Annotated in this window: 23 protein-coding genes; 8 read left to right on the top strand and 15 right to left on the bottom strand. The window is 71.1% G+C overall.

Annotated elements, in window-relative coordinates:
* Positions 1 to 10 precede the first annotated feature (10 nt).
* From BMY89_RS07725 to BMY89_RS07715, 3 genes are read right to left on the bottom strand one after another with little or no spacing between them, the layout of a single operon-like run.
* Positions 11 to 946 (bottom strand): carbohydrate ABC transporter permease, encoded by a 936-nt coding sequence (locus BMY89_RS07725; RefSeq protein ID WP_232521112.1) that lies wholly within the window; start codon positions 944 to 946, stop codon positions 11 to 13.
* Positions 943 to 1917, bottom strand: a complete 975-nt coding sequence (locus BMY89_RS07720) for an ABC transporter permease (protein WP_232521111.1) — start codon at positions 1915 to 1917, stop codon at positions 943 to 945. Before BMY89_RS07720 ends, BMY89_RS07725 begins: the two co-directional genes overlap by 4 nt.
* On the bottom strand, positions 1914 to 4313 hold the full coding sequence (locus BMY89_RS07715) for a beta-xylosidase/alpha-l-arabinosidase (RefSeq protein ID WP_092377080.1): 2400 nt from the start codon (positions 4311 to 4313) through the stop codon (positions 1914 to 1916). Before BMY89_RS07715 ends, BMY89_RS07720 begins: the two co-directional genes overlap by 4 nt.
* Positions 4314 to 4613: 300 nt before the next feature.
* Between BMY89_RS07715 and BMY89_RS07710 the strand changes: the two genes are divergently transcribed.
* From BMY89_RS07710 to BMY89_RS07700, 3 genes are all read left to right on the top strand, one after another.
* Positions 4614 to 5645 carry a LacI family DNA-binding transcriptional regulator gene (locus tag BMY89_RS07710; protein ID WP_092377078.1) on the top strand — a complete coding sequence of 344 codons (1032 nt, stop codon included), beginning with the start codon at positions 4614 to 4616 and terminating at the stop codon, positions 5643 to 5645.
* A 20-nt stretch (positions 5646 to 5665) separates the two neighbouring features.
* Complete coding sequence (locus BMY89_RS07705; protein ID WP_092377075.1) at positions 5666 to 6706, top strand: acetylxylan esterase; 1041 nt, start codon at positions 5666 to 5668, stop codon at positions 6704 to 6706.
* Between the two features lie 272 nt (positions 6707 to 6978).
* Complete coding sequence (locus BMY89_RS07700) at positions 6979 to 8430, top strand: endo-1,4-beta-xylanase (protein WP_092377072.1); 1452 nt, start codon at positions 6979 to 6981, stop codon at positions 8428 to 8430.
* Positions 8431 to 8527: 97 nt separating this feature from the next.
* Here BMY89_RS07700 and BMY89_RS07695 read toward each other — a convergent pair whose 3' ends face one another.
* The gene (locus BMY89_RS07695) at positions 8528 to 9787 is read right to left on the bottom strand and encodes an MFS transporter (RefSeq protein WP_170147738.1); all 1260 of its coding nucleotides are present in this window, start codon (positions 9785 to 9787) and stop codon (positions 8528 to 8530) included.
* Between the two features lie 92 nt (positions 9788 to 9879).
* Here BMY89_RS07695 and BMY89_RS07690 point away from each other — a divergent pair, with 92 nt between their 5' ends.
* Entirely contained in the window at positions 9880 to 10500 is a 621-nt protein-coding gene (locus tag BMY89_RS07690; protein WP_092377066.1) for a CGNR zinc finger domain-containing protein, read from the top strand.
* A gap of 33 nt (positions 10501 to 10533) precedes the next feature.
* Complete coding sequence (locus BMY89_RS07685; RefSeq protein WP_092377063.1) at positions 10534 to 10722, top strand: hypothetical protein; 189 nt, start codon at positions 10534 to 10536, stop codon at positions 10720 to 10722.
* Here the strand turns inward: BMY89_RS07685 and BMY89_RS07680 are convergent.
* Positions 10709 to 12313: an RICIN domain-containing protein gene (locus tag BMY89_RS07680; RefSeq protein WP_092377059.1), complete on the bottom strand. Its 1605-nt coding sequence runs from the start codon at positions 12311 to 12313 to the stop codon at positions 10709 to 10711. The two genes, BMY89_RS07685 and BMY89_RS07680, sit on opposite strands and share 14 nt — an antisense overlap.
* Positions 12314 to 12562: 249 nt before the next feature.
* The gene (locus BMY89_RS07675) at positions 12563 to 13888 is read right to left on the bottom strand and encodes an extracellular catalytic domain type 1 short-chain-length polyhydroxyalkanoate depolymerase (RefSeq protein WP_092377056.1); all 1326 of its coding nucleotides are present in this window, start codon (positions 13886 to 13888) and stop codon (positions 12563 to 12565) included.
* 215 nt (positions 13889 to 14103) lie between these two features.
* Here BMY89_RS07675 and BMY89_RS07670 point away from each other — a divergent pair, with 215 nt between their 5' ends.
* Positions 14104 to 15744 (top strand): glycosyltransferase 87 family protein, encoded by a 1641-nt coding sequence (locus BMY89_RS07670; RefSeq protein ID WP_170147739.1) that lies wholly within the window; start codon positions 14104 to 14106, stop codon positions 15742 to 15744.
* Positions 15745 to 15748: 4 nt separating this feature from the next.
* Here the strand turns inward: BMY89_RS07670 and BMY89_RS30270 are convergent, their stop codons facing one another.
* Together BMY89_RS30270 and BMY89_RS07665 are read right to left on the bottom strand one after the other, a co-directional pair.
* On the bottom strand, positions 15749 to 15919 hold the full coding sequence (locus BMY89_RS30270) for a hypothetical protein (protein WP_170147740.1): 171 nt from the start codon (positions 15917 to 15919) through the stop codon (positions 15749 to 15751).
* A 104-nt stretch (positions 15920 to 16023) separates the two neighbouring features.
* Positions 16024 to 17130 carry an L-dopachrome tautomerase-related protein gene (locus BMY89_RS07665; protein WP_092377050.1) on the bottom strand — a complete coding sequence of 369 codons (1107 nt, stop codon included), beginning with the start codon at positions 17128 to 17130 and terminating at the stop codon, positions 16024 to 16026.
* A 212-nt stretch (positions 17131 to 17342) separates the two neighbouring features.
* Here BMY89_RS07665 and BMY89_RS07660 point away from each other — a divergent pair, with 212 nt between their 5' ends.
* A complete protein-coding gene (locus BMY89_RS07660; RefSeq protein ID WP_092377047.1) occupies positions 17343 to 17891 on the top strand; it encodes an STAS domain-containing protein in 549 nt (182 codons plus the stop codon).
* A 60-nt stretch (positions 17892 to 17951) separates the two neighbouring features.
* Here BMY89_RS07660 and BMY89_RS07655 read toward each other — a convergent pair whose 3' ends face one another.
* The 7 genes from BMY89_RS07655 to BMY89_RS07625 all read right to left on the bottom strand — a co-directional run bounded on the left by BMY89_RS07655 (position 17952) and on the right by BMY89_RS07625 (position 24445).
* Positions 17952 to 18251: a BON domain-containing protein gene (locus BMY89_RS07655; protein ID WP_092377569.1), complete on the bottom strand. Its 300-nt coding sequence runs from the start codon at positions 18249 to 18251 to the stop codon at positions 17952 to 17954.
* A 251-nt stretch (positions 18252 to 18502) separates the two neighbouring features.
* A complete protein-coding gene (locus BMY89_RS07650) occupies positions 18503 to 19726 on the bottom strand; it encodes a sensor histidine kinase (RefSeq protein ID WP_092377044.1) in 1224 nt (407 codons plus the stop codon).
* Positions 19723 to 20418, bottom strand: a complete 696-nt coding sequence (locus BMY89_RS07645; RefSeq protein WP_092377041.1) for a response regulator transcription factor — start codon at positions 20416 to 20418, stop codon at positions 19723 to 19725. Before BMY89_RS07645 ends, BMY89_RS07650 begins: the two co-directional genes overlap by 4 nt.
* A 7-nt stretch (positions 20419 to 20425) precedes the next feature.
* Entirely contained in the window at positions 20426 to 21364 is a 939-nt protein-coding gene (locus tag BMY89_RS07640) for a S1C family serine protease (RefSeq protein WP_092377038.1), read from the bottom strand.
* Between the two features lie 27 nt (positions 21365 to 21391).
* A complete protein-coding gene (locus BMY89_RS07635) occupies positions 21392 to 22342 on the bottom strand; it encodes a VWA domain-containing protein (protein WP_092377035.1) in 951 nt (316 codons plus the stop codon).
* A gap of 76 nt (positions 22343 to 22418) precedes the next feature.
* Positions 22419 to 23402 (bottom strand): DUF58 domain-containing protein, encoded by a 984-nt coding sequence (locus BMY89_RS07630; RefSeq protein WP_092377032.1) that lies wholly within the window; start codon positions 23400 to 23402, stop codon positions 22419 to 22421.
* A complete protein-coding gene (locus BMY89_RS07625; RefSeq protein ID WP_170147741.1) occupies positions 23399 to 24445 on the bottom strand; it encodes an AAA family ATPase in 1047 nt (348 codons plus the stop codon). The genes BMY89_RS07630 and BMY89_RS07625 overlap by 4 nt, the downstream gene beginning before the upstream one ends.
* Before the next feature lie 405 nt (positions 24446 to 24850).
* Here BMY89_RS07625 and BMY89_RS07620 point away from each other — a divergent pair, with 405 nt between their 5' ends.
* Positions 24851 to 26518 (top strand): sugar ABC transporter permease, encoded by a 1668-nt coding sequence (locus BMY89_RS07620; protein WP_139217919.1) that lies wholly within the window; start codon positions 24851 to 24853, stop codon positions 26516 to 26518.
* Positions 26519 to 26533: the final 15 nt, after the last annotated feature.

Below are 26533 nucleotides of genomic sequence, written 5' to 3'. Positions count from 1 at the left end.
GGCACGCTGGTCAGCCCTTCACCGCGCCGAGCATGATGCCCCGAACGAAGTACCGCTGGACGAAGGGGTAGACCAGAAGGATCGGCAGGGTGGTGAGCACGATGGTCACGGCCTTGAGCGTCGCCTCGGCCTGCACCTCGTCGGCCGCGGCGATGGCGCCGACGTTCTCGGCACCGGTCGCTCCGGCGATGAGGTTGCGCAGGTACACGGTGACCGGCCAGAGCTCCTGGCGGTCCATGTAGAGGAACGCCGCGAACCACGAGTTCCAGAAGGCCACCGCGTAGAAGAGCACCATCGTGGCGACGATGGCCTTCGACAGCGGCAGCACGATTCGTAGCAGGATGCCGTACGTGTTGAGCCCGTCGACAGCGGCAGCCTCCTCCAACTCGACCGGCAGGCTCTCGAAGAACGCCTTCATCACCAGGAGGTTGAACACGTTGATCGCGTTGGGCAGCGCGATGGCCCAGACGCTGTTCTTCAGGCCCAGGCTGGTGACCAGGACATAGTTGGGGATCAGGCCACCGCTGAAGAACATCGTGAAGACCGCGATGCCGACCAGCGCGCCGCGTCCCTTGAGCTGCTTCTTGGACAGCACGTAGGCGTAGCAGGTGGTCATCACGATCGAGACGACCGTGGCGGTGACCGTGTAGAACACCGTGTTGCGGTAGTTCGTCCAGAACAGCGAGTCGGACATCAGCAGCTGGTAGGTGTCCACGGTGAATCCGCGCGGCACGAGGTTCACCTGGCCGGCGATGATGTACGCCTCGTCGCTCATCGAGCGGGCCACGATGTTGACGAACGGGTAGAGCGTCACGATCACCACGAGGGTCAGGATGATCCCGTTCGCCACCTGGAAGACCCGGTAACCCCGGGTCTCCTGGATGCCGCGCCGCCGGCGGGGTCGCGGCGGGGTCTCGGTGGGCCGCTCGGCGGCTTCGACGGTCACCACAGGCTCGTCCCCACCGTGCGGCGGGCGATCAGGTTCGCCGACATGACCAGGATCAACCCGATCAGCGCCTCGAACAGCCCGATCGCGGCGGCATAACTGAAGTTGCTGGACGCGAAGCCCATCCGGAACAGGTACGTGGAGATGACATCGGCGGTCGGATAGGTCAGCGGGTTGTAGAGCAGCAGGATCTTTTCGAACCCGACCGCCATGAAGGCGCCGATGTTGAGGATCAGCAGCGTGACCATCGTCGGCCGGATGCCCGGCAGGGTGACGTGCCAGGTCTGCCGCCACCGGTTGGCGCCGTCGATCCGGGCCGCCTCGTAGAGGTCCTCGTCGATCGTGGTGAGCGCGGCCAGGTAGAGGATCGTCCCCCAGCCCACCGTCTGCCAGACCTCGGAGGAGACGTAGATGGTGCGGAACCACTCCGGTCGTTGCAGGAACGGGATCGCCTCGCCGTCGCCCGCCTTCACGAGCTGGTTGACCGTGCCGTCCATGGACAGCAACTGCATCACCATGGCCGCCACGATCACGATCGACAGGAAGTGCGGCAGGTACGACACGGACTGTACGAATTGCTTGAGCCGGCGCGTGCGTACCTCGTTGAGCAGCAGCGCCAGGATGATCGGCAGCGGGAAGCAGAACAGCAGGGTCAGCCCGCCCAGGATCAGCGTGTTGTTGAAGACGTTCCAGAACGTCGGATCGTTGAGGAACATCTTCACGTACCGCAGGCCCACCCAGTACTCGCCGAAGATGCTGCCGCCGGGCTGGAACCGGCGGAAGGCGATCACGTTGCCGAGCATCGGCAGGTACCGGAAGATCAGGAAGAACAGCAGCGGCAGGATCGCCAGCGAGTACAGCTGCCAGTCCCGTCGCAGCGCCCGGCGCCAGCTCTGGCTTCTGGCCCGAACCGGCGGGGCCGGCGTCGTCGTGTCGGGGGCCGGCGAGGTGGCGGTGGTGGGGGCGCTCACGACCGGCTCCCCGAGGTGGCCCTGCCGGCCGGCTCGACGCGTACCCGGGACACCAGCTGACGGTGGTGACCGACCTCGCGTTCGTCGCCGACCAGCCGCAGCGCCAGGCTCGCCACCGGGTCGTCGCTGGAGCGGCCGAGACGCAGTTGCACGTCACCGGGCTCGATCACCCGCCGGCCCGATACGCCGGTGAACGAGGTGATGTCGGCGGGGACCACGAAGGTGACCCGGGCCGCCTCACCCGGCTGTACCGGCACCCGGGCGTAGCCGACCAGGCGGACCACCGGCCTGGTCGTCTGCGCCACCGGGTCGTGCAGGTAGAGCTGGACGACCTCGGCGCCGGCCCGCGAGCCGGTGTTGCGTACCGTGACGCCGACCGTCACCTCACCGTCGACCGGCCAGTCCACCGGCCCGCCGCCGATGCTGTCCGGCCCGCCGGTCACCTCGGCGTCGCTCCACTCGAAGGTGGTGTAGCTCAGTCCGTGACCGAACGGGAACGCGGGCGTCGGGTCCACCGACGACACCTGGGTGCGGCGGCCGAGGGTGGGGGCGAGGTAGGTGCCGGGCAGGCCACCGGCGTGCCGGGGCACGCTGACCGGCAGCCGCCCGGAGGGGTTGACCTCGCCGGTGAGCACCTCGGCCAGCGCCTGCCCGCCGAGCTGGCCGGGGAAGAACGCCTGCACGATCGCGCCCGCGTCGGCGACCTCCTCGCCGAGGGCGTACGGCCGACCGGAGAGCACCACCAGCACCACCGGAGTGCCGGTGGCGAGCACCGCGCGTACCAGCTCGGCCTGCACCCCGGGTAGCTGGAGGTCGGCCGCGTCGCAGCCCTCACCGGAGGTGCCCCGGCCGAACATGCCGGCCCGGTCGCCGACCGCGACAATGCAGACGTCGGCGTCGGTGGCGGCCTCGACCGCCGCGGCGATGCCGGAGGTGTCGTCGCCGGTGACGCCGGTGCCCGCCACGTGGCGCAGCTGTGGGTGCAGCCGTTGCAGCGCCTCGCGCAGCGACGGGATCTCCACCCCTACGCCGTGCTCGGGATAATGCACGCCCACGTGAGCCGGGAACGTGTAGCAGCCGAGCATCGCCATCGGGTCGTCCGCGACCGGGCCGACCAGCGCGACCCGCTGGTCGGTGGCGAGCGGCAGCAGTCCGTCCTGGTTGCGCAGCAGGACGACGGCCTGGCGGGCCAACCGCAGCGTGACGGACTGCCCTGCCTCGTCGTCGAGGCGCAGCTGGTCGACGTCGGCGGGCAGTTCACGCCACTGCTCGTCGAGCAGCCCCAACTCGATCTTCTGGATCAGCACCCGGCGCAGGGCCCGGTCGACCAGCGCCTCGGGGACCGCGCCGGAGCGTACCGCCGCCGCGAGCGGCGCGCCGTAGGCGTCCACCGTGGGCAGCTCCACGTCGATGCCGGCGCGCAGGGCGAGCCGGGCCGCCTGCCCGGCATCGGCGGCGACGCCGTGCAGGGACTGGAGGAAGCGAACGGCGAAGTAGTCGGCGACCAGCACCCCGTCGAATCCCCACTGCTCGCGCAGCACCTCGGTCAGCAGCTCCTCGTCGGCGGCCACCGGTACGCCGTCGATCTCGGCGTAGGAGTGCATCACCGACCGGGCGCCGCCGAGCCGCAGGGCCATCTCGAACGGTGGCAGGATCACGTCGGCCAACTCCCGGCGGCCCATCGGCACCGGTGCCAGGTTCCGTCCGCCCCGGGAGGCCGAGTAGCCGGCGAAGTGCTTCAACGTCGCCACCACCCCGGCCAACTCCAGGCCGCGCACGTAGGCCGCGCCGGTCGTGCCGACCAGGTACGGGTCCTCGCCGATCGTCTCCTCGGTGCGCCCCCAGCGGTAGTCGCGGGTCACGTCCAGCACCGGCGCGAGTCCCTGGTGGACGCCGGCCGCCCGCATCGACCGGCCGATCAACCCGGCCATCTCCTGCACCAGGTCGGGGTCGAAGGCCGCGCCCCAGCTCAGCGGTGCCGGGTATACCGTCGCCCGCCAGGCGGCGAAGCCGGTCAGGCACTCCTCGTGGACCTGGGCCGGAATCCCGAACCGGCTCGCCGCCACGATCTGCGCCTGCGAGGCGGCCAGGGACCGGGCGCCGAGAACCGGATCGACCGGGGCCGTGCCGAACGGCCGGGTCAACTGACCCAGGCCGTGCCGGATCGCGTCCGACCAGGGCGGGATGTGCTCGACCATGTCGGTCTGGTGGGGGGCGACACCCTCGCCGGAGGCGTCGGCGCCGACCCAGAGACCGACCAGTTGGGCGAGCTTCTCCTCCAACGACATCAGCGGGATGAGCGCGTCGGCTCGTTCGTCCGGTCGCAGCCTCGGGTCACGCCACCGATCCGCGCCGGAAGACGCCAATCGATCGTCGACGGGCAGCTGACTTGTCATGCGAACCCCTCCGGCCGCGTCCGGGAGGTCGTCCCGGCAGGCCACGCCGACCGCCGTGGAGCACGGCGATTCTCGAAATTTTCGGAAACTCATTCGTCACCTGTGTCGGGAACCTAAGGGGGTCGACAGGGCGTGTCAAGGGTCCGGGGAGAGACTGTCCACGCTGCACTGCGACGCAGGTAAGCGATTGCCTCAGGTCGGACGGCTGCCTCCCCGCCATCGATCGGTGTCACCGGCTCTCGGTTCCGATCGTGTTACAGTTCCCCGAAATTTTCGGCACTCCTTGCAGTAGAGGATCGGATGGCAGAGAAGCGTCCGCCGGCAGTGCTCGGCTCCGCCACCATTGCGACCATCGCGCGAGAGGTCGGTGTCTCCTCGGCCACGGTCTCCAAGGTCCTCAACGGGCGGTCGGACGTCGCCGCCGGGACCAGGGCGCGGGTCGAGGCGAGCCTGGAGCGGAACCGCTACCGGCGCCGCGCCCGACGATCCTCCGGCGCGGGTCAGGTCGACCTGATGTTCCACGAGTTCGGCTCCGACTGGGCCTTGGAGATCATCCGTGGTGTCGAGGCGGTCTGCACCCCCCGGGAGGTGAACGTGGTGCTGTCCCAGCTGGGCGGTGGGCGCCGACCGCCGCAGTCCTGGGTCGACTCGGTGATCGCCCGGCGTCCGCTCGGCGTGCTGCTGGTGATGTGCAATCTGACCGACCAGCAGCGGCAGCAGCTGCGGCGCCAGTCGATCCCCGTCGTCGTGATCGACACCGACAGCGCCAGCGTGGCCTCGGTGCCCGCGGTCGGCTCGAACAACTGGAACGGTGGCCTGCTCGCCACCCGCCACCTGCTGGAGCTGGGCCATCGACGGATCGCGATGATATCCGGCCCGCGTGACGTGCTGTGCGCCCGGGCCCGGACGGCGGGTTTCCGCTGTGCCCACGAAGAGCTCGGCGTCCCGATCGATGCTGAGCTGATCCGCCACGGGAACTTCCATGTCGACGCCGGCTACACCCACGGGATCGAGCTGCTGAGCCGGCCGGACCGGCCGACGGCGATCTTCGCGGGCTCCGATCTGCAGGCGTTGGGTGTGCTGCGCGCCGCCCGCCAGCTCGGGCTCGACGTACCCGACGACCTGTCGGTCGTCGGGTACGACAACCTTCCGGTCTCCGCCTGGATCGGCCCGGCGCTGACCACGGTGAACCAGCCGCTGCGTGACATGGCCGGCACCGCCACCCGGATGCTGCTCGACCTCGCGCGCGGCAATGCCCTGCCCACCAGTCGGATCGACCTGGTCGCCGAGTTGGTGATCCGGGAGAGCACCGCATCGCCCCCGCGTCCCTGACCGATCCTTTGCGAGGTGTCATGCCCCTGTTCGACCTGCCTCTGGAGCAGCTGCGGCAGTACGCGCCCGCCGTGGCCGAGCCCGCCGACTTCGACGCCTTCTGGCAGGCCACCCTGCATGAGGCGGCGTCACCGGTGCTGGTCGACGTCCGCCCGGAACCCACCGACCTACGGCTGGTCGACAGCTGGGACGTGACCTTCGCCGGCTTCGCCGGCGATCCGGTCCGGGCCTGGTACACCCGACCGTCCGGGGTGGATGAACTGCTGCCGGTCGTGGTGGAGTATGTCGGCTACGGTCGCGGCCGAGGTCTGCCGCACGAACGCCTGACCTGGCCGGTCGCCGGCTACGCCCACCTGCTGATGGACGCCCGGGGGCAGTCGGGCCAGTACGGCGCGGGGGACACGCCGGACCCGCACGGCAGCGCGCCGGGCGGGCCGTCGCCGGTGACCCGGGGCATCATGACGCCGCAGGGCTACTACTACCGTCGCCTCATCACCGACGCGGTGCGCGCGATCCAGGCCGCTCGGGCCCTGCCCGGCGTCGACCCGGGGCGGGTGGTCGCCGCGGGCAACAGTCAGGGTGGCGGGTTGGCCCTCGCGGTCGCCGGTCTGGTGTCCGACCTCGCGGCCGTGATCGCCACCGCACCGTTCCTCTGCCACTTCCAGCGGGCCATCGAGATCACCGACGTCGGGGTGTACGGCGAGATCGTCAACTACCTCGCCGTCAACCGCGACGCGGAGCCGGCCGTCCGGCGCACCCTCTCCTACTTCGACGGAGTCAGCTTCGCCCGACGGGCCACCGCTGCGGTGCACTTCGGGATCGGGTTGCGTGACATGGTGTGCCCACCGAGCACCGGGTTCGCGGCGTACAACCAGTACGGTGCCGCCACCGGCGAGCCGTCGCCCGACCGGACGATGCACGTCTACCCCTTCAACGGCCACGAGCACGGGGACGCGACCCAGGTGCGGCGGCAACTGCGCTGGTTGGCCGACCTGTTCGGAACGGCGAGCAGGGCTGCCGACCGGCCGACGACACCGAAACTTTCGGAACGGCCGGCCTGACCTGCGGGACCGCCTTCTCCATGGCGTACCGGACGAAGATGCGGCCGAGCGGTGACCCGGATCCGGCGTCGAAAGTGTTCCGGAGCGCGTTGAGCTTTCGGACGTGTTTCGATACTGTTTTCGATACAACAGTCTCGATCTACTCATGGTGGCCGGCGGAACGCACCGGCCGACGCGGCTCTCGGGCGACCGCGTCGGCGACGGAGAGCCACCATGCTGGGCAGTGGTCGGGGCCGGTTTCCTCATCACGGCTTCGTCGAAAGGCTCATGCCATGAACAACCCATTCGCCCGCGGTAGCGGGCGCCCGGCTACCCGACGGCGACCGCGCGCCGCGCTGGTCTCGGCCACGGTCGGTCTCGCTCTCGTCGCCGCCAGCGTGGTGGTGGCCTCCAGCGCCAGCGCGGCGACCACCCTGGGGGCGTCCGCAGCCGAGAGTGGCCGGTACTTCGGTACCGCCGTTGCCGCGAACAAGCTCTCCGACTCCACCTACGTCGGCATCCTGAACCGCGAGTTCAACAGCGTCACGGCCGAGAACGAAATGAAGATTGACGCGCTCGAGCCGCAGCAGAACCAGTTCACGTACACCAACGCGGACCGGATCGTCAACCACGCTCTGAGTCGGGGTTGGAAGGTGCGCGGTCACACCCTGGCCTGGCACTCGCAGCAGCCCGAGTGGATGCGGAACATGTCGGGTACCGCGTTGCGTAACGCGATGCTCAACCACGTCACGCGGGTAGCGACCTACTACCGCGGGAAGATCGACTCGTGGGACGTGGTGAACGAGGCGTTCGACGACGGCAACAACGGCGCGCGGCGGGACTCGAACCTGCAGCGCACCGGTAACGACTGGATCGAGGCCGCGTTCCGGGCCGCCCGCGCCGCCGACCCGGGCGCCAAGCTCTGCTACAACGACTACAACACCGACAACTGGACCTGGGCCAAGACCCAGGCCGTCTACCGGATGGTGCAGGACTTCAAGCAGCGTGGCGTGCCGATCGACTGCGTTGGGTTCCAGTCGCACTTCAACGCGCAGTCGGCGTACAACAGCAACTACCGCACCACGCTGTCCAGCTTCGCCGCCCTCGGGGTGGACGTGCAGATCACCGAGCTGGACATCGAGGGCTCCGGCACCACGCAGGCCAACACCTACCGCAGCGTGGTCAACGACTGCCTGGCGGTGCCCCGCTGCAACGGCATCACCGTGTGGGGCATCCGGGACAGCGACTCGTGGCGCTCCTACGGCACCCCGCTGCTCTTCGACAACAACGGCAACAAGAAGCCCGCGTACGACGCGACGCTGCAGGCGCTGAACGCGGGCGGCACCACCCCGCCGCCCACGACTCCGCCGCCGACCACTCCGCCGCCGACGACTCCGCCGCCGACCACCCCGCCGCCCACGACTCCGCCGCCGACTACCCCGCCGCCCGGCGGAGCCGGCTGCACCGCGTCGGTGTCGTTGAACCAGTGGAACGGCGGCTTCGTCGCCACGGTACGGGTGACCGCCGGCTCCACCAGACTGAACGGCTGGTCGGTGAACCTCTCGCTGCCGGGCGGTGCCACGGTGACCAACACGTGGAACGCCCAGGCCACTGGCAGCAGCGGTAGCGTCAGCTTCCGCAACGTCAGCTACAACGGCACTGTCAACGCCGGCACCAGTACCGAGTTCGGCTTCCAGGGCACCGGTACCGGCCCCTCCGGCACCCCCACCTGCACCGGCAGCTGAAGTGAAAGGAGGGGCCCCTTCTTAACGCCTGGCGTATAGGAAGGGGCCCCTCTTAACGACCGGCCCCAACCAGTTCTCCTCGCCCCGGTCAGGATCTTCACGATCCAGCTGCCGAGTCTGCGTCCCAACGCACCCGCTCCCTTCCTGGTCCCCGGGTCGCCGTGGCCGGCTGCCTGCGCGTGGCGGGCACGCCGGGAGGCGGTGTGCTGGCGGCGGGCCGGATGAGTCGTTCGCCGAGCGCTGCGACCAGAGCCACGACGCCGAGCAGGGCCCCGATCAGCACCGCGCCACGCACGCCGTGGCTCGGTAGGGCGAGGCCACCGAAGAAGGCGCCACCGGTGATGCCGACGTTCACGGCGGCGGAGACCGTGGCGGCGGCGAGGTCTGAGCGTCCGGGCGCTACCTGCAACACCAGGCCACCGAGCGCCGCGGTGAACGCGGCGAACGCCAATCCAGACAGCGCGATCAGGCCGACAGTCACCGCCTGCCGTTGGCCGAACGCGTACAGCCCGAGCAGCGCGACCGCCTGCAGCGCCACGGTCGCGGTGAGAGCGTGCCACGGGCTGCGGTCAACCATGGCTCCGACGGCGAGGATGCCGAGCACGCTCGCGATGCCGCGGGCCAACAGGATGGCCCCGACCGCCGAGGCGGAGAACCCGCTGACCTCGGTGACGAAGAGCGCGACATAGGTGTAGGCGGCGATGGCGCCGGCGGTTGCCAGGACGGCCACCGTCACCAGCAGCCAGAAACGGTGTACGTCGGGTGTCGCACCTCGGGCGGCGTGCCCTTCCTCGGGCCGTGTCGAGGGCAGCAGCGAGGCCGTCACGACGAGCACGATGGCGCCGAGGCCGGCCACCGCCAGGAACGAGGCCCGCCAGCCGGCGCGCTCGCCCAGCCAGGTGCCTGCGGGCACGCCCAGTGCCAGAGCGATGTTGCCGCCGGCGAAGACGACCGCGACCACCCGCCCGCGTAGGCCGGGCCGGAACAGCTCGGCGGCCGCCTGCACCACCACCGCCCAGAACACCGCATGGGTCGCCGCGGTCGCCATCCTTGCCGCCAGTACCAGCGCGAACGTGTCGGTGAGCACCGTGACCGCGGTGCTGACGACGAAGCCGGCCAGCAGCACCGACAGCAGCCGTCGGCGAGGGACTCTCCGCACCAGCGCCGTCAACGGGACCGAGGCGACCATCACCACCGCGCCGTACGCGGTGACCAGCATGCCTACTTGCGATGGTGGGACGGCCAGATCCACGGCCATCGGAAGCAACAGACCGATGGGCAGCGCCTCGGCGGTGGTGTACAGGAACGTTCCGCCGGACAGACCGATCAGGGCCCCTACGGCCCGCCAACGCTTCACGTGACCCTCCCAGTGTTGCCGTCTAAAGCGGCTAAGGTGGTAACAGGCTAGTGACGTGCCACGGCAAGGGTCAACTGGTAAAATCGGTTTTGATGGAAACGGCCGGGGACGTCACGCGAATGCGCCTGGTGGGCGGCAACCTTGCGGTGGACTTCGTCAACACCCGCACTGGCCCACCCGTCGGCGCCCCGGACGACGACGTGCTCACGGGCTACCCCGACCTGGTCGCCTGGAGCGTGTACGCCGGCGCCCTGACCGAGGCGGAGGCGGCGGCGTTGCGTCGGCTGGCTCGCGACGATCCGCAGGGTGCTCAGGTTGCCTTCGCGCGATCGCTGCGCACCCGCGACCATCTCGACGCGACATTCCGGGCGCTGGCCGCCGGTCGGAGCCCGAGCCGGTCGGCGTTGACCCGGCTGCGTGACGACGAGGCGGACGCGCTCGGCCACGCCCGGCTCGATCGGGTGGGCAGGTTCGAGTGGAGCTGGCGGGACGACCACACGCTCGCTCGGCCGATACGGCCGGTGGTGCACGCCGCGGTCCAGCTGCTCACCGCAGGTACGCCGGACCGGATCAAGGGATGCGGAGGCTGTCGCTCCGTCTTCGTCGACGAGAGCAAGAACCGTAGTCGCCGCTGGTGCAGCATGGACGACTGCGGGACCACCGAGAAGATCCGGCGCTACGTCGCCGCGCGACGTACCCGTGCGGCGCGCTGAGGATCGGTTCGTCGTCGGGTCGAGGCGGCCGTTGTGGCGCTGCACCAACGCGAGCGGATCCGTGGCGCCCGCGGCTGGCGTCGAAATGTCGGGGCGGCGAGCCGGCATCGGTCGAACGACTCGACGCGGTCGACGGCGAAGTCCGGCTCGCTCCCCATGCGGTGCGGCTACCCGATGTCGACGTACGGGGTGCTGATCTTCGACCCGGTCAGCAGCGGCTGATGGTCGAGTTGGACAGGGTGACGTTGCTGATGGTCAGGTTGGTGGCGCAGGGGCTCTCCAGGATCCGGCTGTTGGTGAGGGTGAAGTTGCGCAGGGTGATGTCCCGGTTGCCGGGGAACTCCGTACGCGCGGCCAGCCGCACCTCGCCGCCACCGCTGATCGTGCCGCCGCCCGCCGCGATGTCCACGCCGTAGCAGTTCTCGATCAGGATCGCGTTGTTTCCGGTGTTGGCGAGGTCGACCCGGTTGATCGCCACGCCGCCGGATTCCGAGACGCAGAAGACACCCCGGCCGCCGCCGCGTGCCCGGACGGTACCCACCCGGATGTTGGTCGGGTAGCTGGAGCCGATCCGTCCGGCGCGGTTGGCGGTCCGGAACGCCGCGTAGCCGGTTCCGGTGCCCGCGTTCTCCGCGTCGACCGTGGTGACCGTGGCGTTGATGGTCTCGTTGAGCAGCAGGCCCGATCCGCCGACGTTGCGGGCGGTGACGGTGCCGACGGTCAACCCGTCCACGCCGTACGTCTCGACGCCGTGGGTGCTCGCGCCGGAGACGTACACGTTGTCGATGCGGACGTTGCGGGTCCACTGGCTGGTGTCGCCCCGGTTGTCGATGCGTACGCCCAGCCCGGCGGAGAGCCGCATGTCGATCTGACCGAGGATCACGTTGGTGACGTTGCGCATGAAGATGCCGTAGAGCGGGGCGCCGGTGACGGTCAGGTTCTGCACCTCGACCTGGGTGGTGCCGCGCGAGTAGATCGGCGCCTGGTCACCGGAGCCGGAGCCGGTCACGTTGATCGTGCCGCAGACGTCGATCGTCGTGTAGCTCGGCAGCGAGATCCGGGAGCCGGCGCTGATCGAGCCGGAGCCGCGGACGACGACCCGCTGTTTGCTGGTGCGGCCGGCGCTGAGGCTGTTCACCGCGGCCTGCACGGCCGCCCGCATGTCGCTGCCGGTGTAGACCGTGCTGCCGCCGTTGCGGGCGGTCCACGTGCCGCCGCTGAGCACGGCCTCGGCCTGGAACGCGCCGCTGCCGCAGCCGCTGCTGGCCCCGAGGACCACGAGCTGCCACTGCTGGTTGGCGCCGCCGACGTCCTGGTACTGGGAGATCATGCCGCCGTCCGCGGTGGACCAGCCCCACACGTCCAGGGCCTTGCTCGAGTGTCGGTTGATGAATCGGACGTGGCCGCCGTCGGCGTCGGCGAGCCGGAAGTGCTGCCGGGTGTTGTCGCTGGCGGCGGTGTTCTGTACGAGTTGGACGCCGTCGGTGGCGTTGGGCAGTTCGAGGACCTTGCCGCTGTGTACGGAGCGGATCTGGTAGTAGCCGCTGCCGACGTCGACGAAGCGCCACTGCTGGACCGCGGCGTCACTGCGGGTGTACTGGTTGACCGGGGCGTTGTCCGCGGTGGACCAGTTCCACACGTCCATCGCCTTGCCGCTGTGCCGATTGACGAACACGTACGTGGCGTTGGGATCGACGGTGGCGGCCGCTGCGCTCGGCGGCGCCACCGTCAGGCCGGCGCCGAGCAGCACCAGCGTCGTCGCGGCGGCGAGCAGCCAGCGGCGGGGTTGTCGGCTCGTTGTGGGCAGTTGCATCAGAGGTTCCTCCGGGTGCGGGTCGGTGGTGGAGCGCCTGCCGGAGTGGCACGTGGCGACCGGACGGAGGGCAAGCGCTTTCCTGATCTGGTCAAATATATCGAGATGCCTCGATAAAGCCAACGGGTGTCGGCGCGCGTCCCACCGCCGCCAGTGCGGTGGCCGCCCTGCCGCGGCCGGTGCCCGTGCGGCGGGAGGCCGCGCGAGCACCGGCACTGATGGCGTCGTATGGGGGCGGCGCCAGGTTGGTCAGGCGACCGTGCAGGGGCTGCCGTTGAGGGTGAACGAGGCCGGGCGGCCGGTGTTGCCGGTGTGGGTGGCCTGGAAGCCGATGCTGACCGACCCGTTGGGGGCGATGGTGCCGTTGTAGGAGACGTTGCGCGCGGTCACCGCCCCGGAGGTCGGGGAGTAGGTGGCGTTCCAGCCGTTGGTGATGGTCTGCCCGGCGGGCAGCGTGAAGGCCAGACTCCAGCCGTTGACGGCTGTGCCGCCGGTGTTGGTGATGGTCACCGACCCGGTCAGCCCGGTGTTCCAGGCGTTGACCGTGTATCCGACCCGGCAGCCGGTGCCCGGCGGCGGCGTCGTCGGCGGGGGAGTGGTGGGGGTGACCGTCGGCGTCGGTGTCGGTGTCGGTGTCGGTGTCGGTGTCGGGGTGGTGTTGTTGAGTCCGAAGAAGCGGATCGCCTGGCCGGCGTCGACCGGTAGGTTGTGCGACACCCCCTGCATGCTGATCGCCTCGACCGGCGCGGTGCCGCCCGAGCCGCCGTAGCGGGTGCGGGTGTAGCCGGACTGCGGGCTGTCGGTGAAGGTCGGTGTCTGGCTCAGGCCGTGCACGTTGGTCCACTGCTTGACCTGCTCACCGAAGTTCGGATAGCGCAGGATCTCGTCGTTGGTGCCGTGCCAGATCTGCATCCGCGGGCGCGGGCCGGTGTAGCCCGGGTACGCGCCCCGCACCAGGTCGCCCCACTGCTGCGGGGTCCGGGTGAGTTGCCCGTTGGCGCACTCGCTGTTCCACTCCGAGCCGCCGGTGGTGGCGAAGCAGCCGAACGGCACGCCCGCGAAGGCGGCACCGGCGGCGAAGACATCCGGGTAGACGCCGAGTAGGACGTTGGTCATCATCGCCCCGGAGGAGACGCCGGTGGCGAAGATCCGTGCCGGGTCGACCGAGTACCGAGCCCGGACATAGTCCACCATCGACATGATGCCGACCGGGTCACTGCCGCCGCCGCGCCGCAGCGCCTGTGGTGAGTACACGTCGAAGCACTGGCTGCTGCGGGTCACCGACGGGTAGATCACGATGTAGCCGTACTGGTCGGCCAGGGACGCGAACTGGGTGCCCGAGTGCATGGCGGGGCCGGTGCCGGTGCAGTAGTGCACCGCGACCAGCAACCCCGGTCGAGGTGCGACCCGGTCCGGTACGTACAGGTACATGCGCAGGTTGCTCGGATTGGTGCCGAAGTTGGTCACCTCGGTCAGCGTCGCCGCAGACGCCGGTGTCGGGACCGACAGCGCGGCCAGCGCCGTCAGGGCGAGGGCCGCGAGGGCGGCACACCACAGTCTGATCGCCATTTTCATTGAACAAGTCCTCCGGACGGAGAGTGGACAGGGCGACGTTCCGATCGAGGGCTGCCCGATGCCCCAACTCGTCCGGCTCAGGAACATTGATGATTGTCGTGGCGTTCCGGAGCGCGCGACAGGGCGCGGCGGTAGTACCGCGCCGAGCGGCGGCGGCACAGCGGCGAGCGGCGGCGAGGCTGCGGCGAGCGGTACCGAACTTCTACTCTCTGTCCATGCGGGCTCGTCGGGTAGGACTGCTGTGGGCGGGTTTCTCACTGGCCGCGCTGGTCTCCATCGCGTTGGTGCTCCGACGCTCCGACCGCCTGTCCGACCTGCACATCTACCACGGGGCGTTGGCCGACCTGCGGGCCGGCCGTCCGCTGTACGAGTACGTGGCGGACAACGGGGGACCGTTCACCTACCCGCCGTTCGCGGCCCTGGTCCTGTGGCCGATCACCGCCCTGCCGCTCGGCGTGGTCGAGGCGCTCTGGCTGGCGGCTACCTGCGCGGCCGTGGTCGCCATCGCGGTACCGGTCGGTCGCGCGCTGGCAGCCGGTCACACCGTGGCGCCGGCCCGGCGCCCGGACCAGGGCGCGGCGCGCGCCCGGATGTCGACACCCGTCCTGGTCGCGGCGGTCGCCACGATCCTGATGCTCTCCGCGCCGGTGCAGAGCAACCTGCGATTCGGCCAGGTGAGCATCTTCATCGTGCTGATGGCGCTGCTCGACGGCACGGCTGCGCCCTCGCGGGTGCGTGGGGTGCTGATCGGGGTGGCCGCCGCGATCAAGCTCACGCCGTTGCTGTTCGTGCTCTACTTCCTGGCCTGCGGGCGTTACCGCGACGCGGCTCGCGCGAGCGCCACCTTCGTCGCCTGCGGCGCGCTCGCACTGGTGTTTCTGCCGACGGAGAGCCTGACCTACTGGGCGGGCACGGTGGCGCAGACCTCCCGGATCGGCAACCTGGCGTCGTTGGGCAACCAGTCCGTACACGGGATGCTGCTGCGGCTCGGCATGGACGAGCGGTCCCTGCCGTTGGTCTGGGCCGCCCTGGTCGCCGGCATCTGCGCGCTGGCGCTGCTGCGGGCCCGGCGGCTGGCCGGGCAGGGCCACCCCGGACACGCCGCGGTGCTGGTCGGCTGCGCCACCGTCGCCGCGTCCCCGGTCTCCTGGACACACCACCAGGTGTGGACGGTGCTGGCGGCGATGCTGCTGGTCGGTTCCGTCGGGGTGACCCGGCGGTTGGCCGGGGTCGCCCTGCTGGCCAGCATGGTGCTGTCGCTGGGTGCGGTCCTGGGTCCCGTCTCGACTCGGCCCGGGGTGCAGTTCCTCTTCGAGAACGCCCGTACGCTCGGCGTGGGCGTGCTCTGCGTGGCGGGTTTCGGCGCGGTCGCGGTCGTTGCCGGCCGACCGGGGCCTCCGGCCACCAGCCGCCGGGCGTGGCTGCGCGCGGCCGTCGCGTCCCTCGGCGTGCTGGCGTTCTTCGCCGTGCAGCCGCTGCCCGCCGGCGCGGATCCGACCTTCAAGGCGTACCGCCTGGCGGACGTGGCCAACCCGCGCTACTTCTTCGTGTGCCGCGGGCCGGTGGAGTGCGTCCGTTACGGCACCGACGCGCCGGTCACCTTCGACACCCGGAGCGAGAAGACCAAGGTACGGGTCAACGGCGTGGTCGCCGATCACGTGGCCCGGCTCGACTACCACTCCGCTCCCGGCGGCCCGCCCCGCACGATTCCGCTGCTGGCCGCCTATCCGGGCGTCCGGACGTTCTCGTTCCGTTCGGCCACCATGGTCCACGGCCGGCTGGTCGCCTACGCCGCGGACGGGCGCCCGCTGGCCGAGTACGCCGACGAGCTGGCCGCCGCCCGGTCGCCGTCCTGACGTCCTACTGGTCGCCGTCGATCACGTCGGTCTCACCGTCGTGGGAGAACGTCACCGGGAGGTGTTCGTCGGGCTGGGGCGCCTGCGCCAGGTTGTGGTGCGGGTCGCCGTCGGGGGAGAACAGCACCGGATCGGTCTTCGCGCTCTTCTCGCGCTCTTCCTCCGGCTCGGTCACGACCCGCTCCTCACCTCGTCGGCATTGCTCCCCGACGCTACGTGGGCAACGCGGCCGCTCACCCCGAGCGGGCGGTACGACCACCCGATCGAGGTGGGCGGTGGTCAGGGCCGGAGCAGCACGGGCCCGGCGTCGATGCGGGTGCGGAACAGGGCGTACGGCTTGCGCCGCAGGTCCCGACCGCGGTTGAACGCCGGCTGGCGGTGCACCTGGTTGGCGATGACGTAGAGATGTCGGTTGGTGGCCACGCTCAGGGTGTCCGGCCAGAGCAGACGGGCGTCGTGCACCACCGTCTCGTACTCGCCGTCGGGGCGGCGGCGCAGCACCGCGTTGTGCTCGTAGTTGGTCAGGTAGAGCCGGCCGGCGTCGTCGGATTCCAGGCCGTCGGCGCCACCGCCCTTGTCCCCCTCGTCGACGACGGTCGCGGCGACGGCGTCCTCGCTGCGTGCGCGGTCGGCCAGGGCGTCGGTGGCGACGCTGTACCAGCGGCGGGTGGCGAGGGCGCAGTAGTACAGCCGGGCACCGTCGGCGGAGATCGCGATGCCGTCTGCGCCGACGCCGACCGGCTGAGGCGGTCCGTCCGGCGGGCGGACCATGAACGGCCGCCCCTCGACCACCGGGCGGAAATTCGCCAGTGACTCCGCCTTGGTGGACGGGTGGTCGTTGAGTCGCCGCCACGACACCCCGCTGGCCAGGTCGACCACGATGATCGCATTGGGGGCCCCATCGGCGGAGTCGGTGATGTACGCCAGCCCCGCCTCCCCGCGCCGCAGGTCGAAGCGCACATCGTTGAGGTACGACGTGGGCAGCACCACGTCGGGCGGGAAGGTGATCACCTGAGCGACGGTGTCGGTCCTCAGGTCGACCCGGACCAGCTTGGGCCCGCCGGGCGAGGTCGGCTGGAACAACGGGCTGCCGGTGTCGAGCACCCAGAGCCGGTCGGTGGGGTCGACCACCACGCTCTGCACCGACACGAACGCCGACTCGTCGTCATTACCGGACGGCGTGTTCCACTCCAGGTCGGGGAAGGGGACCTCACGTCCGCGGCGCAACTCCACCACGGTCGCCGGGACCTCGTCGCCCCAGCGCGGAAAGTTGACGAAGATCCGCCCGCGGTGTGAGACGGTCACTCCGGTCGGCATCGGGCCCCGGAAGCGGTGTACCACTTCCAGCGTGCCGACCGGTTCGTCGGTAGGCAGTCCAGCTCGCATCCGGCGACCTCCCGTCGCGCGCAGTGATCGGTTGATCTCTCTACGCCTATCGTCTCAAAGCGGACGAGGAACGTCGCCCTCTGGTCACCCATCCGACCCGCCAGCAGCAGGAAGCCGATTCGTCACCCAACCGTCACGTGTCCGCGCGATGCCCGCCACCTGACGCCGGCAAGGTGGGGGATCAACCCCTCCGACCTGGGAAGGAGCACGCCATGGCCGTCGTCCTGGATGACCACCTGGTCAGCTTGACCTGCGACAACTGCGGTGACACCGTCGCTGGGCCCCGAGTGCCCTCCGATGGTGAGGTGGTGTGGCCACTGGTGTCCGAGTACGGCTGGAGCGGCTCCCCGCTGTCCGACGGGCCGCACCGTTGCGCGCACTGCACCCGCCTCGGCCCGGCCTCGGGCGGGATGCCCGGTGGCATCCTCGGCATCGAGCACCTCGGTGACGTGACCGTGGTGACCGTCGCGGGCGACGTCGACCTCGACACCGGCGACACCCTGCGGATAGCTCTGCGGCACGCGGCCGACATGGGCGGACATGTCCTGGTGGACCTCGCCCGGACGGACCTTGTCGACTCCACCGCCCTCGGGCTGCTCGTTCGTGCCCACCGGGCCGCCGCCGAACGCGGCGCGTCGCTCTGCGTCGTGGCGACCTCGCCGCTGATCCGTCAGGTCCTGCAGGTCACCCGCCTCGACGAGGTGTTCCCGGTCGTGGGCAGCCGGGCCGAGGCGCTCGCGGGACTTCAAACCGACCGTTGATGCTGCGGCTGTCCGGCCCGCCCGCAGCACCGGTGCCGGGCGCTGCGAACGGGCCGGAGTTCAGCGGCGTCCGCGCCGGTGACCGACGAGCCGCAGGGCGTTGCAGACGTCCACCACACCCTCGATGTCCCAGGCCAGCTCGCCGGCCGCCCGACGGGTCTCGGCGCCGGCGACCAGTCCGGTGAGGATCACGACCCGGTTCTGCACCATCACCGTGATCTGCTGCCGTCGGGTCGTCCAGTCGGCGCTGAGCCGCTGGGCGACCAGCGCGGCGAGACGGACGTCCTCGTCGTGGTCCTGCGGCTCGTCCCAGAGCGCGCGGAAGGAGTGGTCGTCGGGCATCGGCCAAGGCCACGGCATCACCACAGCGGTCTCCTTCGTCGTCGACGTCGGTGACCCGACGCGCCGTCCCGATCGACCATTACCTTGCGCAACGACCTTGGAGCCACCCGCACGGTTGCGTGACATTTGCATGACAGATAACCCGCCGACCCCACCCGCTCTCGCGCGATCATGCAGTTGTGGCACCTGACACAAGGTGTGAAGCGGGCGAAACGGCAACCACAACTGCATGATCGACGCGCGGGTGGGGGTGGGGGTGGGGGGTGGGGTTAGAGGGGGGAGGTGGGGGGTGGGGGGGTGTCGTCGGTGCGGGCTGGGGGCGGCAGCCACAGCACGAAGGTGCTGCCCGCTCCCGGGCGGGAGAAGACCGCTACCTGGCCGCCGTGCGACTCGACGATCTGCCGGACGATGGCCAACCCCAGCCCGGTCCGCCGGTCGCCGGAACCACCCCGACCGGCCTCGCCGCGCCAGAACCGGTCAAAGACCCGCGACTGGTCGGCCTCGGCGATGCCCGGCCCCTCGTCAGCAACGGCCAACCACAACCAGTCGCCCGTCCGGCCGGTCGCCACGTTGATCGCCCCGCCCAGCGGCGAGAGGCGTACCGCGTTGGACAGCAGGTTGCCCGCGGCCCGGCGCAGCGCGTCGGGATCGCCGATGAGCGCGAGATCAGACCCGAGCGCGTACCGGATGCGTAGTCCACGCCCGGCGGCCAGCGAGCCGAAGTCCTCACCCGCCTCGCGGGCGACGGTGCTGAGGTCCACGTCGGTGTCGGAGATCGCGTCGGCGTCCCGGCGGGCGGTGGCCAGCAGGTCCTCGACCAGCCGCGACATCCGTGTGGTGGCCCGGTCGATCGTCGCCACCGCAGTGCTGCGCTCCTGCTCGCTCGCCTCCGGTGCGGTCAGCGAGGCGTCCAGGTTGGCCCGGATGATCGCCAACGGGCTGCGCAGCTCGTGTGAGGCGTCGTCGATGAGCTGCCGCTGGGCGTTGAAGGCGTGGTCCAGCCGATCCAGCATGGAGTCGATGGTGTCGCCGAGGTCGCGCAGTTCGTCTCGCGGGCCGGTCAGCTGAATCCGGCGGGACAGGTCGGTGGCCTGGATCTCCCGCGCGGTGCGGGCGATCGCACCCGCCGGGCGCAACGCCCGGCCGGAGAGCACCCAGCCGATGCCGAGGCTGGCCACGAAGAGTCCGCCCAGGGCGATCAGCGAGTAGTCCCGGACGGTCTGCAACAGCCGCAGGTTCACCTCGTCCTCGATCTGCTGAACCTCGGCCACCTCCAGGGTGGTGCCGGTCGGCACCGTACGCCCGTCGGCCTTGAGCTTGACCAGCTGCGCCTCGTACCGCTTGGTGATGGGCTTCGGATCGACCGCCCGGTCGACCGCCACGTAGGCCACCGCCAGGCCGGCGCCGGCCAGCGCGAACAGCAGCGTCGAGTAGAGCACCGTCAGCCGGAACCGGATAGACCGGAAGACGCTCATGCCCACACCTGGCCTCATGCCGGCACCTCCCGTAGCCGGTACCCGCGCCCGACGACCGTCTCGATCGCCGGATCGTCGTCGCCACCGGTGAGTTTCCGACGCAGGGTACCCACGGTGACCCGGACGGTCTCGGTGAACGGGTCGGCGTTTGCGTCCCAGACGTGCTCCAGCAGCTCCTCCGCCGGCACCACCAGCCCGGGGCGGGTCATCAGGTACTCCAGTACCCCGAACTCCTTGCGCGTCAGGTGCAGCTGCCGGCTGCCCCGGCGGGCCTCGTGCCGTGCCACGTCCAGGGTCAACGCGCCCACGGTCAGCACCACCCCGGTGCCGCCGGTGTCCCGGCGCAGCAGCGCCCGCACCCGCGCCAGCAGCTCGACCAGCGCGAACGGTTTCACCAGGTAGTCGTCCGCACCCTCGTCGAGGCCACGGACCCGGTCGCCCAGCGCGTTGCGGGCGGTGAGCATCAGCACCCGCAGGTCCTGCCCGCCGGCCACCTGCACCTCGCCCGAGCGGATCGCCCGGCACACCGCGAACCCGTCGACGTCGGGCAGGTTGACGTCCAGCAACATCAGGTCGTACGCGTTGACCAGCAACAACTCGTACGCCTGCGCCGCGTCGACGGCGAGGTCGACGGCGTAACCGGCGCGGACCAGCCCGACCCGCAACGCGCCGGCCAGGTCTTCCTCGTCCTCCACCACGAGCAGCCGCATGTTCCAGTCATCCCCTCGCGATCAGCCCCTGTGCCACCTGTGCCGCGCGGTCGACCGGGATGGCGAAACCGATCCCGATGTTGCCGCTGCCCTCCAGTGTGGCGATGGCCGTGTTGACGCCGACCACCTCACCTCGGCCGTTCACCAACGGGCCGCCCGAATTGCCGGGGTTGATCGACGCGTCGGTCTGCACCGCCGGTTGCCGGGCACCGCCGCCGAGCCGTACCGGCCGGGCCAGGGCGCTGACGATCCCGGCGGTCACCGTGCCGGAGAGCCCGAGCGGGGAACCGACGGCCAGCACCGGCTCGCCGACCTGGGTCTGACCGGTCGGTGCCAGCGGCAGCGGGCGCAGCCCGCTACCCGGATCGACGCGCAGCACAGCGATGTCCGTACCCGGGTCGCGGCCGACCAATCGTGCGGTGAGCCGCCGGCCGTCCTGGCCGACCACGTGGATGGTGCCGCCACGGGCCACGACGTGGTCGTTGGTGACCACGTGTCCGCGCTCGTCGATCAGGAAGCCGGAACCGGAGGCGCCCCGCCCGCCGGTCGAGACCCGCACCGACACCACCCCGGCCAGCACCTGGTCGGCGGCGGCGACCAGGTCGCCGCCGGGGCCCGTTGCCGGGCCGGCCGGTGCGGCACCCAGGGCGGCCTCCGGTGCCCCACCCGAGGCCAGATGTCCGGCGACGCCGCCGGTACCGGCCGACACGGCCATCAGGGTCAGCCCGGCCAGCAGCATCCGGGGCCAGCGTGGTGAGCCGCCGGTCGGTTCGCCGGAGCGCCCCGGCGCGCTGTCCGGCCCGTACCCCGCCGTGTCCGGTCCGGCCGGTGCGACCGTGGGCGCGGCAGACGTGCCGGTCAGGGCCGGGTGGTCGGCGGATGACAGGTCGGGGGAGACGAACCGCGGCCCGCGCGGTTGGCCCAGACCCGGAATCGTGCTCGGCATTCGATGTCCCTCCTGTAGGGGGAGCCGTCAGGGCAGTCGGGAGAACCAGAACATCGAGGCGGCGGCGGCCAGCAGCGCGAGCACCAGGCCGGCACCGATGAACCGCGCCGAGACGTCCTGCCGTTCCGCGCGGTAGCCGACCGACGAGCCGATGTCGGAGTACGCCTCGCGCAGCTCGTCGCCGCTGCCGGCCTCGTAGTAACCGCCGCCGGCCTGTTCGGCCACGACGCGCAGGGTCTCCCCGTCGACCGGGACCTGCTGGCCACCGCCGATGCGCCCGTCGAGCGTGCCGAAGGAGATGGTGTCGACCGGCACCCCCGCCTGCACCGCCTCGGCGGCCGCCAGCATCGGGTCGCGTCCCGAGGTGTTGGCCCCGTCGGAGAGCACCACCACCCGGGCCGGTGGCGGCTCCTCGGCGGCCCGGGCGTCCAGCGTGCGGATCGACTCCAGCGAGGCGTGGATCGCCTCGCCGATCGCGGTTCCCTGGATGCCGGTGACGCCCTCGTCGAGCCGGTCGATACCGGCGCCGACCGCCGTCCGGTCGCTGCCCGGGGCGACCATCACCGACGCGCTGCCGGCGAACGCCACCAGCCCGACGTTGAACTCCTCCGGCAGATCGGCCACGAACTCGTGGGCCGCGTCCCGGGCCGCGATCAGCCGGTCCGGCGGCACATCGTCGGCGAGCATGGACCGGGACACGTCGACCGCCACGATGACGGTGGCCCGTTCCCGCGGCACCTGCACCTCGTCGGTCGGGCGCGCGAAGCCCACCACCAGCAGTGCCAGCATGGCGATGAACAGCCCGGCCGGCACGTGTCGGCGCCATGCCGGGCGGGCCGGCGCGACCTTGTCCAGCAGGCGCAGGTTGGTGAACCTGACGGCGTACCGGCTGTGTCGCCGCTGCATCAGCAGGTAGCCGACGACCAGGGCGGCCACCCCCGCCAACAGCCACAACCGTTCGGGCGACTGCCAACTCATGCGGGCACTCCGCTTCGCCGCGGTCCGTCGTGAGGCACTGGCGCGCGGTGCCGATCGTTCGCTCGCTGCCGCTCGCTCACGCGACACCTCCACGGTGTGGTCGGGTGGCGCGAGCCAGCCGGCGCTGGGCGTGCACGTGCCGGACGATGTCGGCGATCCAGTCCCGGTCGGTGCTCAGCGGCAGGTGCGTCGCGCCGGCCCGGCGCAGCGCCCGGGCCACTGCGAGGCGCTGTGCGGCGGCCGCCGCCGCGTACCGGTCGCGCAACCGGCGGCTACCGGTGGAGACCTCGCGTCGCCGCCCGCTCTCCGGGTCGACCAGGGTGATCAGGCCGACGTCGGGCAGCTCCAGCTCACGCGGATCGCGGACCTCGACCGCGAGCACCTGGTGCCGCGCGGCCAGCCGCCGCAACGGCCCTTCCCAGTCCGGTGGCGGGCCCTCGGCGCCGGCCACACCCTCGTCGGGCAGCCCGTCGAGGAAGTCCGAGACCACCACCGCGAGACCACGCCGGCCGGCCGACCGGCGCAACCCGTCGATCGAGTCGGCCAGCGACACCGGATCGGTGGCCGGCCGGCCCCGCGGCACCTCCAGCAGCGCGCGCAGCAGACCGAGCAGGTGGTATCGGCCGGTGCGGGCGGGAAACCGACGAATCCCGGCGTCGCCGAGCACGTGCGCCCCCAGCCGGTTGCCGGAGCCGGCGGTCAGGAAGCCGACCGCGGCGACGGCCGCCACCGCCAGCTCCCGCTTCTCCAGTTCGGCGGTGCCGAAATCCATGCTCGGCGTCGCGTCCACCAGCGTCCAGGTGGTCAACTCCCGGTCGGCCTCGACGGTACGCACGTGCGGCACTGTGGTCCGTGCCGTCACCGACCAGTCCATCCGCCGCACCTCGTCCTCGCCGACGCGGTACTCCCGGCTGCCGGCCGGCTCGCTGCCGGGGCCGGGCAGCAGCCCCAGGTGCTGCCCGTGCAGCAGCCCGTCGAGGCGGCGGGTGATGGTCAGTTCCAGCCGGCGCAGCCGGCGCTGCGGCGCCAACCGCCCGACGCTTGTCGAGTTCTCGTTCATGCGGCTGCCCCCAGACCCGGCCCCTGGTCCTCCTGCGCGGGGGCGATCTGCGGTGGCGGCACGGCCTCGACCACCTGCCGGACCAGCTCGCCCGGGTCGATGTCGTCGGCGACCGCGTCGAAGGAGAGCACCAGCCGGTGGGCGAGCACGTCCTCGGCGATTTCCCGTACGTCGGCGGGGAGCACGTAGTCGCGACCCCGCAGTAACGCCAGGGCCCGGGCCGCGGCGACCAGGCCGAGCGTGGCCCGGGGGCTGGCGCCGTACGTCAGCGCATCGGCCACGTCGGAGAGTCCGAACCGGCGCGGGTCCCGGGTGGCCAGCACCAGCCGGACGACGTACTCCGCCAGCGCGTGGTGGACGAAGACCTCCCGGGCGCGGGCCTGCAGCGCCGCCAGCCGGGCCGGGTCCAGCACCGGTCGGGCGACCGGGGTACCGGTGCCCATCCGGTAGAGAATGCCCAGCTCCTCGTCATCGGTGGGATAACCGACGACGACCTTCATCAGGAACCGGTCCCGCTGGGCCTCGGGTAGCTGGTATACGCCCTCGGACTCGATCGGGTTCTGGGTGGCCAGCACCAGGAACGGGGTCGGCACCGGGTACGTCCGGCCACCGATGGAGACGTGGCCCTCGGCCATCACCTCCAGCAGCGCCGACTGCACCTTCGCCGGGGCCCGGTTGATCTCGTCGGCGAGGACCAGGTTGGCCATCACCGGCCCCAACTCGACGTCGAAGCTCTCCTTGGAGGCCCGGTAGATCCGGGTGCCGAGGATGTCCGAGGGCACCAGGTCCGGGGTGAACTGGATCCGGGAGAAGCTGCCGCCGACCGCCGTGGCCAGGGTCTCCGCGGCGAGGGTCTTGGCCACGCCGGGCACCCCCTCAAGGAGGCAGTGGCCCCGGGCGACCAGCGCGGTCAGCAGCCGCTCCACCAGTCGATCCTGGCCGACGATGACCCGCTTGACCTCGAAGAGGGTCTGTTCCAACAGGCGTGCCGCGCCGGTGTGCTCACCGACGACGTCTGGTTCGCGTACCGCGGCCGTCGTCACGACGCCGCCCGACCGCCGACGCCAGCCGGCCCGGTCCTGATGGTGCTCCGCATGCGTTGCTCCTCGGTCGCGTCTCGGGCGCGGGTACCCGGACAACAGGGGAGCCCGGGTACCCGCAGGTGACCCATTGGGCCAGAGCGGACCGAAAGCCAACCGAACGGCGGACGCCGCAGCGGGACGGTGGCGCGGGTGGGCCATGACGTGACCCTGTCCATGCCGACGGGCGGCACCTGAGGCCGCGCACCTACCCGCGCTGAGTATCCATACCCACTGGTGGCGACGTACCCACACTCAATGGTGGCGACATCGACGATTTGCGCTGGCGGAAGAGGTGGCGCTCGCTTGATCACTGCACTTATCGTCAGGCCCGGCCAGGGGCCCGACGAGGCGAGGAGCACCATGAGCATGGCAACACCCACAGTGACGGCCGCCCGCACCGGGCCGTCCAGCGTTGCCCGGATCGGTATCGGATTCGTCCTGCTGCTTCCCGCATTGCTCGCCCTCGCCTGGTCGTACCTGCTCCCCACCGTGCTGGCGGTGTGGCGCTCGACGACCCGTGACGACCTGCTCCGCCCGGCGGACAGTGTGGGCGGCGCCAACTACCAGGCTCGCTTCCAGCAGGGGGTGCTCGGTGACTTCGGCTGGGCAATGCTGTTGGCGCTGGTTCCACTGGCGCTGGCCCTGCTGGTCGCGCCGTTGCTGGCGCTGCTCGCCGACCGGGCCGGGCGGCGGGCCACGCTGGCCGTCCGTGCCCTGGTTGTCGCGCCGGTCGCAGGGTACGCGCCCGTGGCGCTGCTCGTCGGTTGGCGCCTGGACCGGATGGAGCCGTCCGCGGTGGCGGACCGTCAGTACGCGACGCTTGTGGAGTTGACTGCGATCGGTGGTGCCGGGTTGGTCGTGGCGGTCGCCACCACCGCCTTCCTCGGTACGCTCCGCGGCCGGTCCCACCGCCGCGACGCGTTGCCGGCGGCGTCGACCGTCGCCGGTCTGCTGGTGTTCGGGATCATCGCGGCCACGTTGCAGAGCTTCACCGCGCCGTTGCTGACGGGCAATACCGGCTTCCCGCTGACGCACGTTGTCGTCGCCTCCCTGAGCAGGATGGATCTCGGTGGTGGTTCGGCCGGCGCGGTGCTGCTGCTGATCCCGCTGGCGTTGTTGGGTCTGGCCGCGACGGCACTGCTGCTGGCCAGCCGGGCCCGGATCGAGGTGGTCGACGAGGCCGCCGCCCCCGGCGAGCATCACGAGGGAACCATCAGGAAGGCCGGTCCGGGCGGGGCGGCGGGCGGCGGTAGCCGTCGGGCCGGAACCGGGTTGGCGGTGGTGGGCGTGTTCTTCGTCGGCCTGTTGCTGTGGGTGGCGTGGCCGTGGCTGCGTCGCAGCTTGCGGTTCACCAACGAGGTCGCGCCGTTGCCGGCCGTCAGCCTTGCCGACATGCTGGTTGCGACGTGGCTGCCGACGCTGCTGTCGGCGCTGGTCACAGTCGCTGTCGCGGTGGCCGGCGGCTTCGCCATCGGGGGTCTGCGCCCGCTCGGGCGGTTCAGCGAGTTGCTCCTCCTGCCGTTCGCGCCGTGGCTGTTCGTCGGCACCGGACCGCTGGCCATCGAGTCCTACCTGCGGACCCGCGATGCCGACCAGCTCAACAGCTTCCTCGGGGCGGTGCCGCCGGGCTGGGTCAGCATCCCAGCGTTGTTCCTGTTCGCCGTGCTGTTCCGTGGGCTGGAGCCCCGATGGCGGGCCGGAGGCGGGTTCGGCGCCAGCATGCTCGCCCCCTCGGTGCCGATGGTCGTGCTGGTCGGGCTGGTCACCTGGCTGGTCACCGCCGGACAGGTGCTCTGGCCGTGGATCGTGGCGCAGCCGCCGATGGCCCGACCAGCGCCGCTGGAGGCCATGGTGCAGGCCACCACGGGGCGGATCCCGGCCGACGACCTGGCGCTCGGTGCGGTCCTCCCGCTACCGATCATGCTGCTGTTCCTGGCCGCGTTGGTGTGGTTGCAGGTGGCGTACCTTGACCGGCTGACGGTCCGGGTCGGTCGTCAGTCTTCGCGCGGCCCGCGCGGGGCGCAGTCGTGTTGAGGCTGTCCCAGGAAG

This window comes from Micromonospora phaseoli, from assembly GCF_900109115.1.
Taxonomy (GTDB): domain Bacteria; phylum Actinomycetota; class Actinomycetes; order Mycobacteriales; family Micromonosporaceae; genus Micromonospora; species Micromonospora phaseoli.
This window is presented reverse-complemented; position numbering and strand designations above follow the sequence as displayed.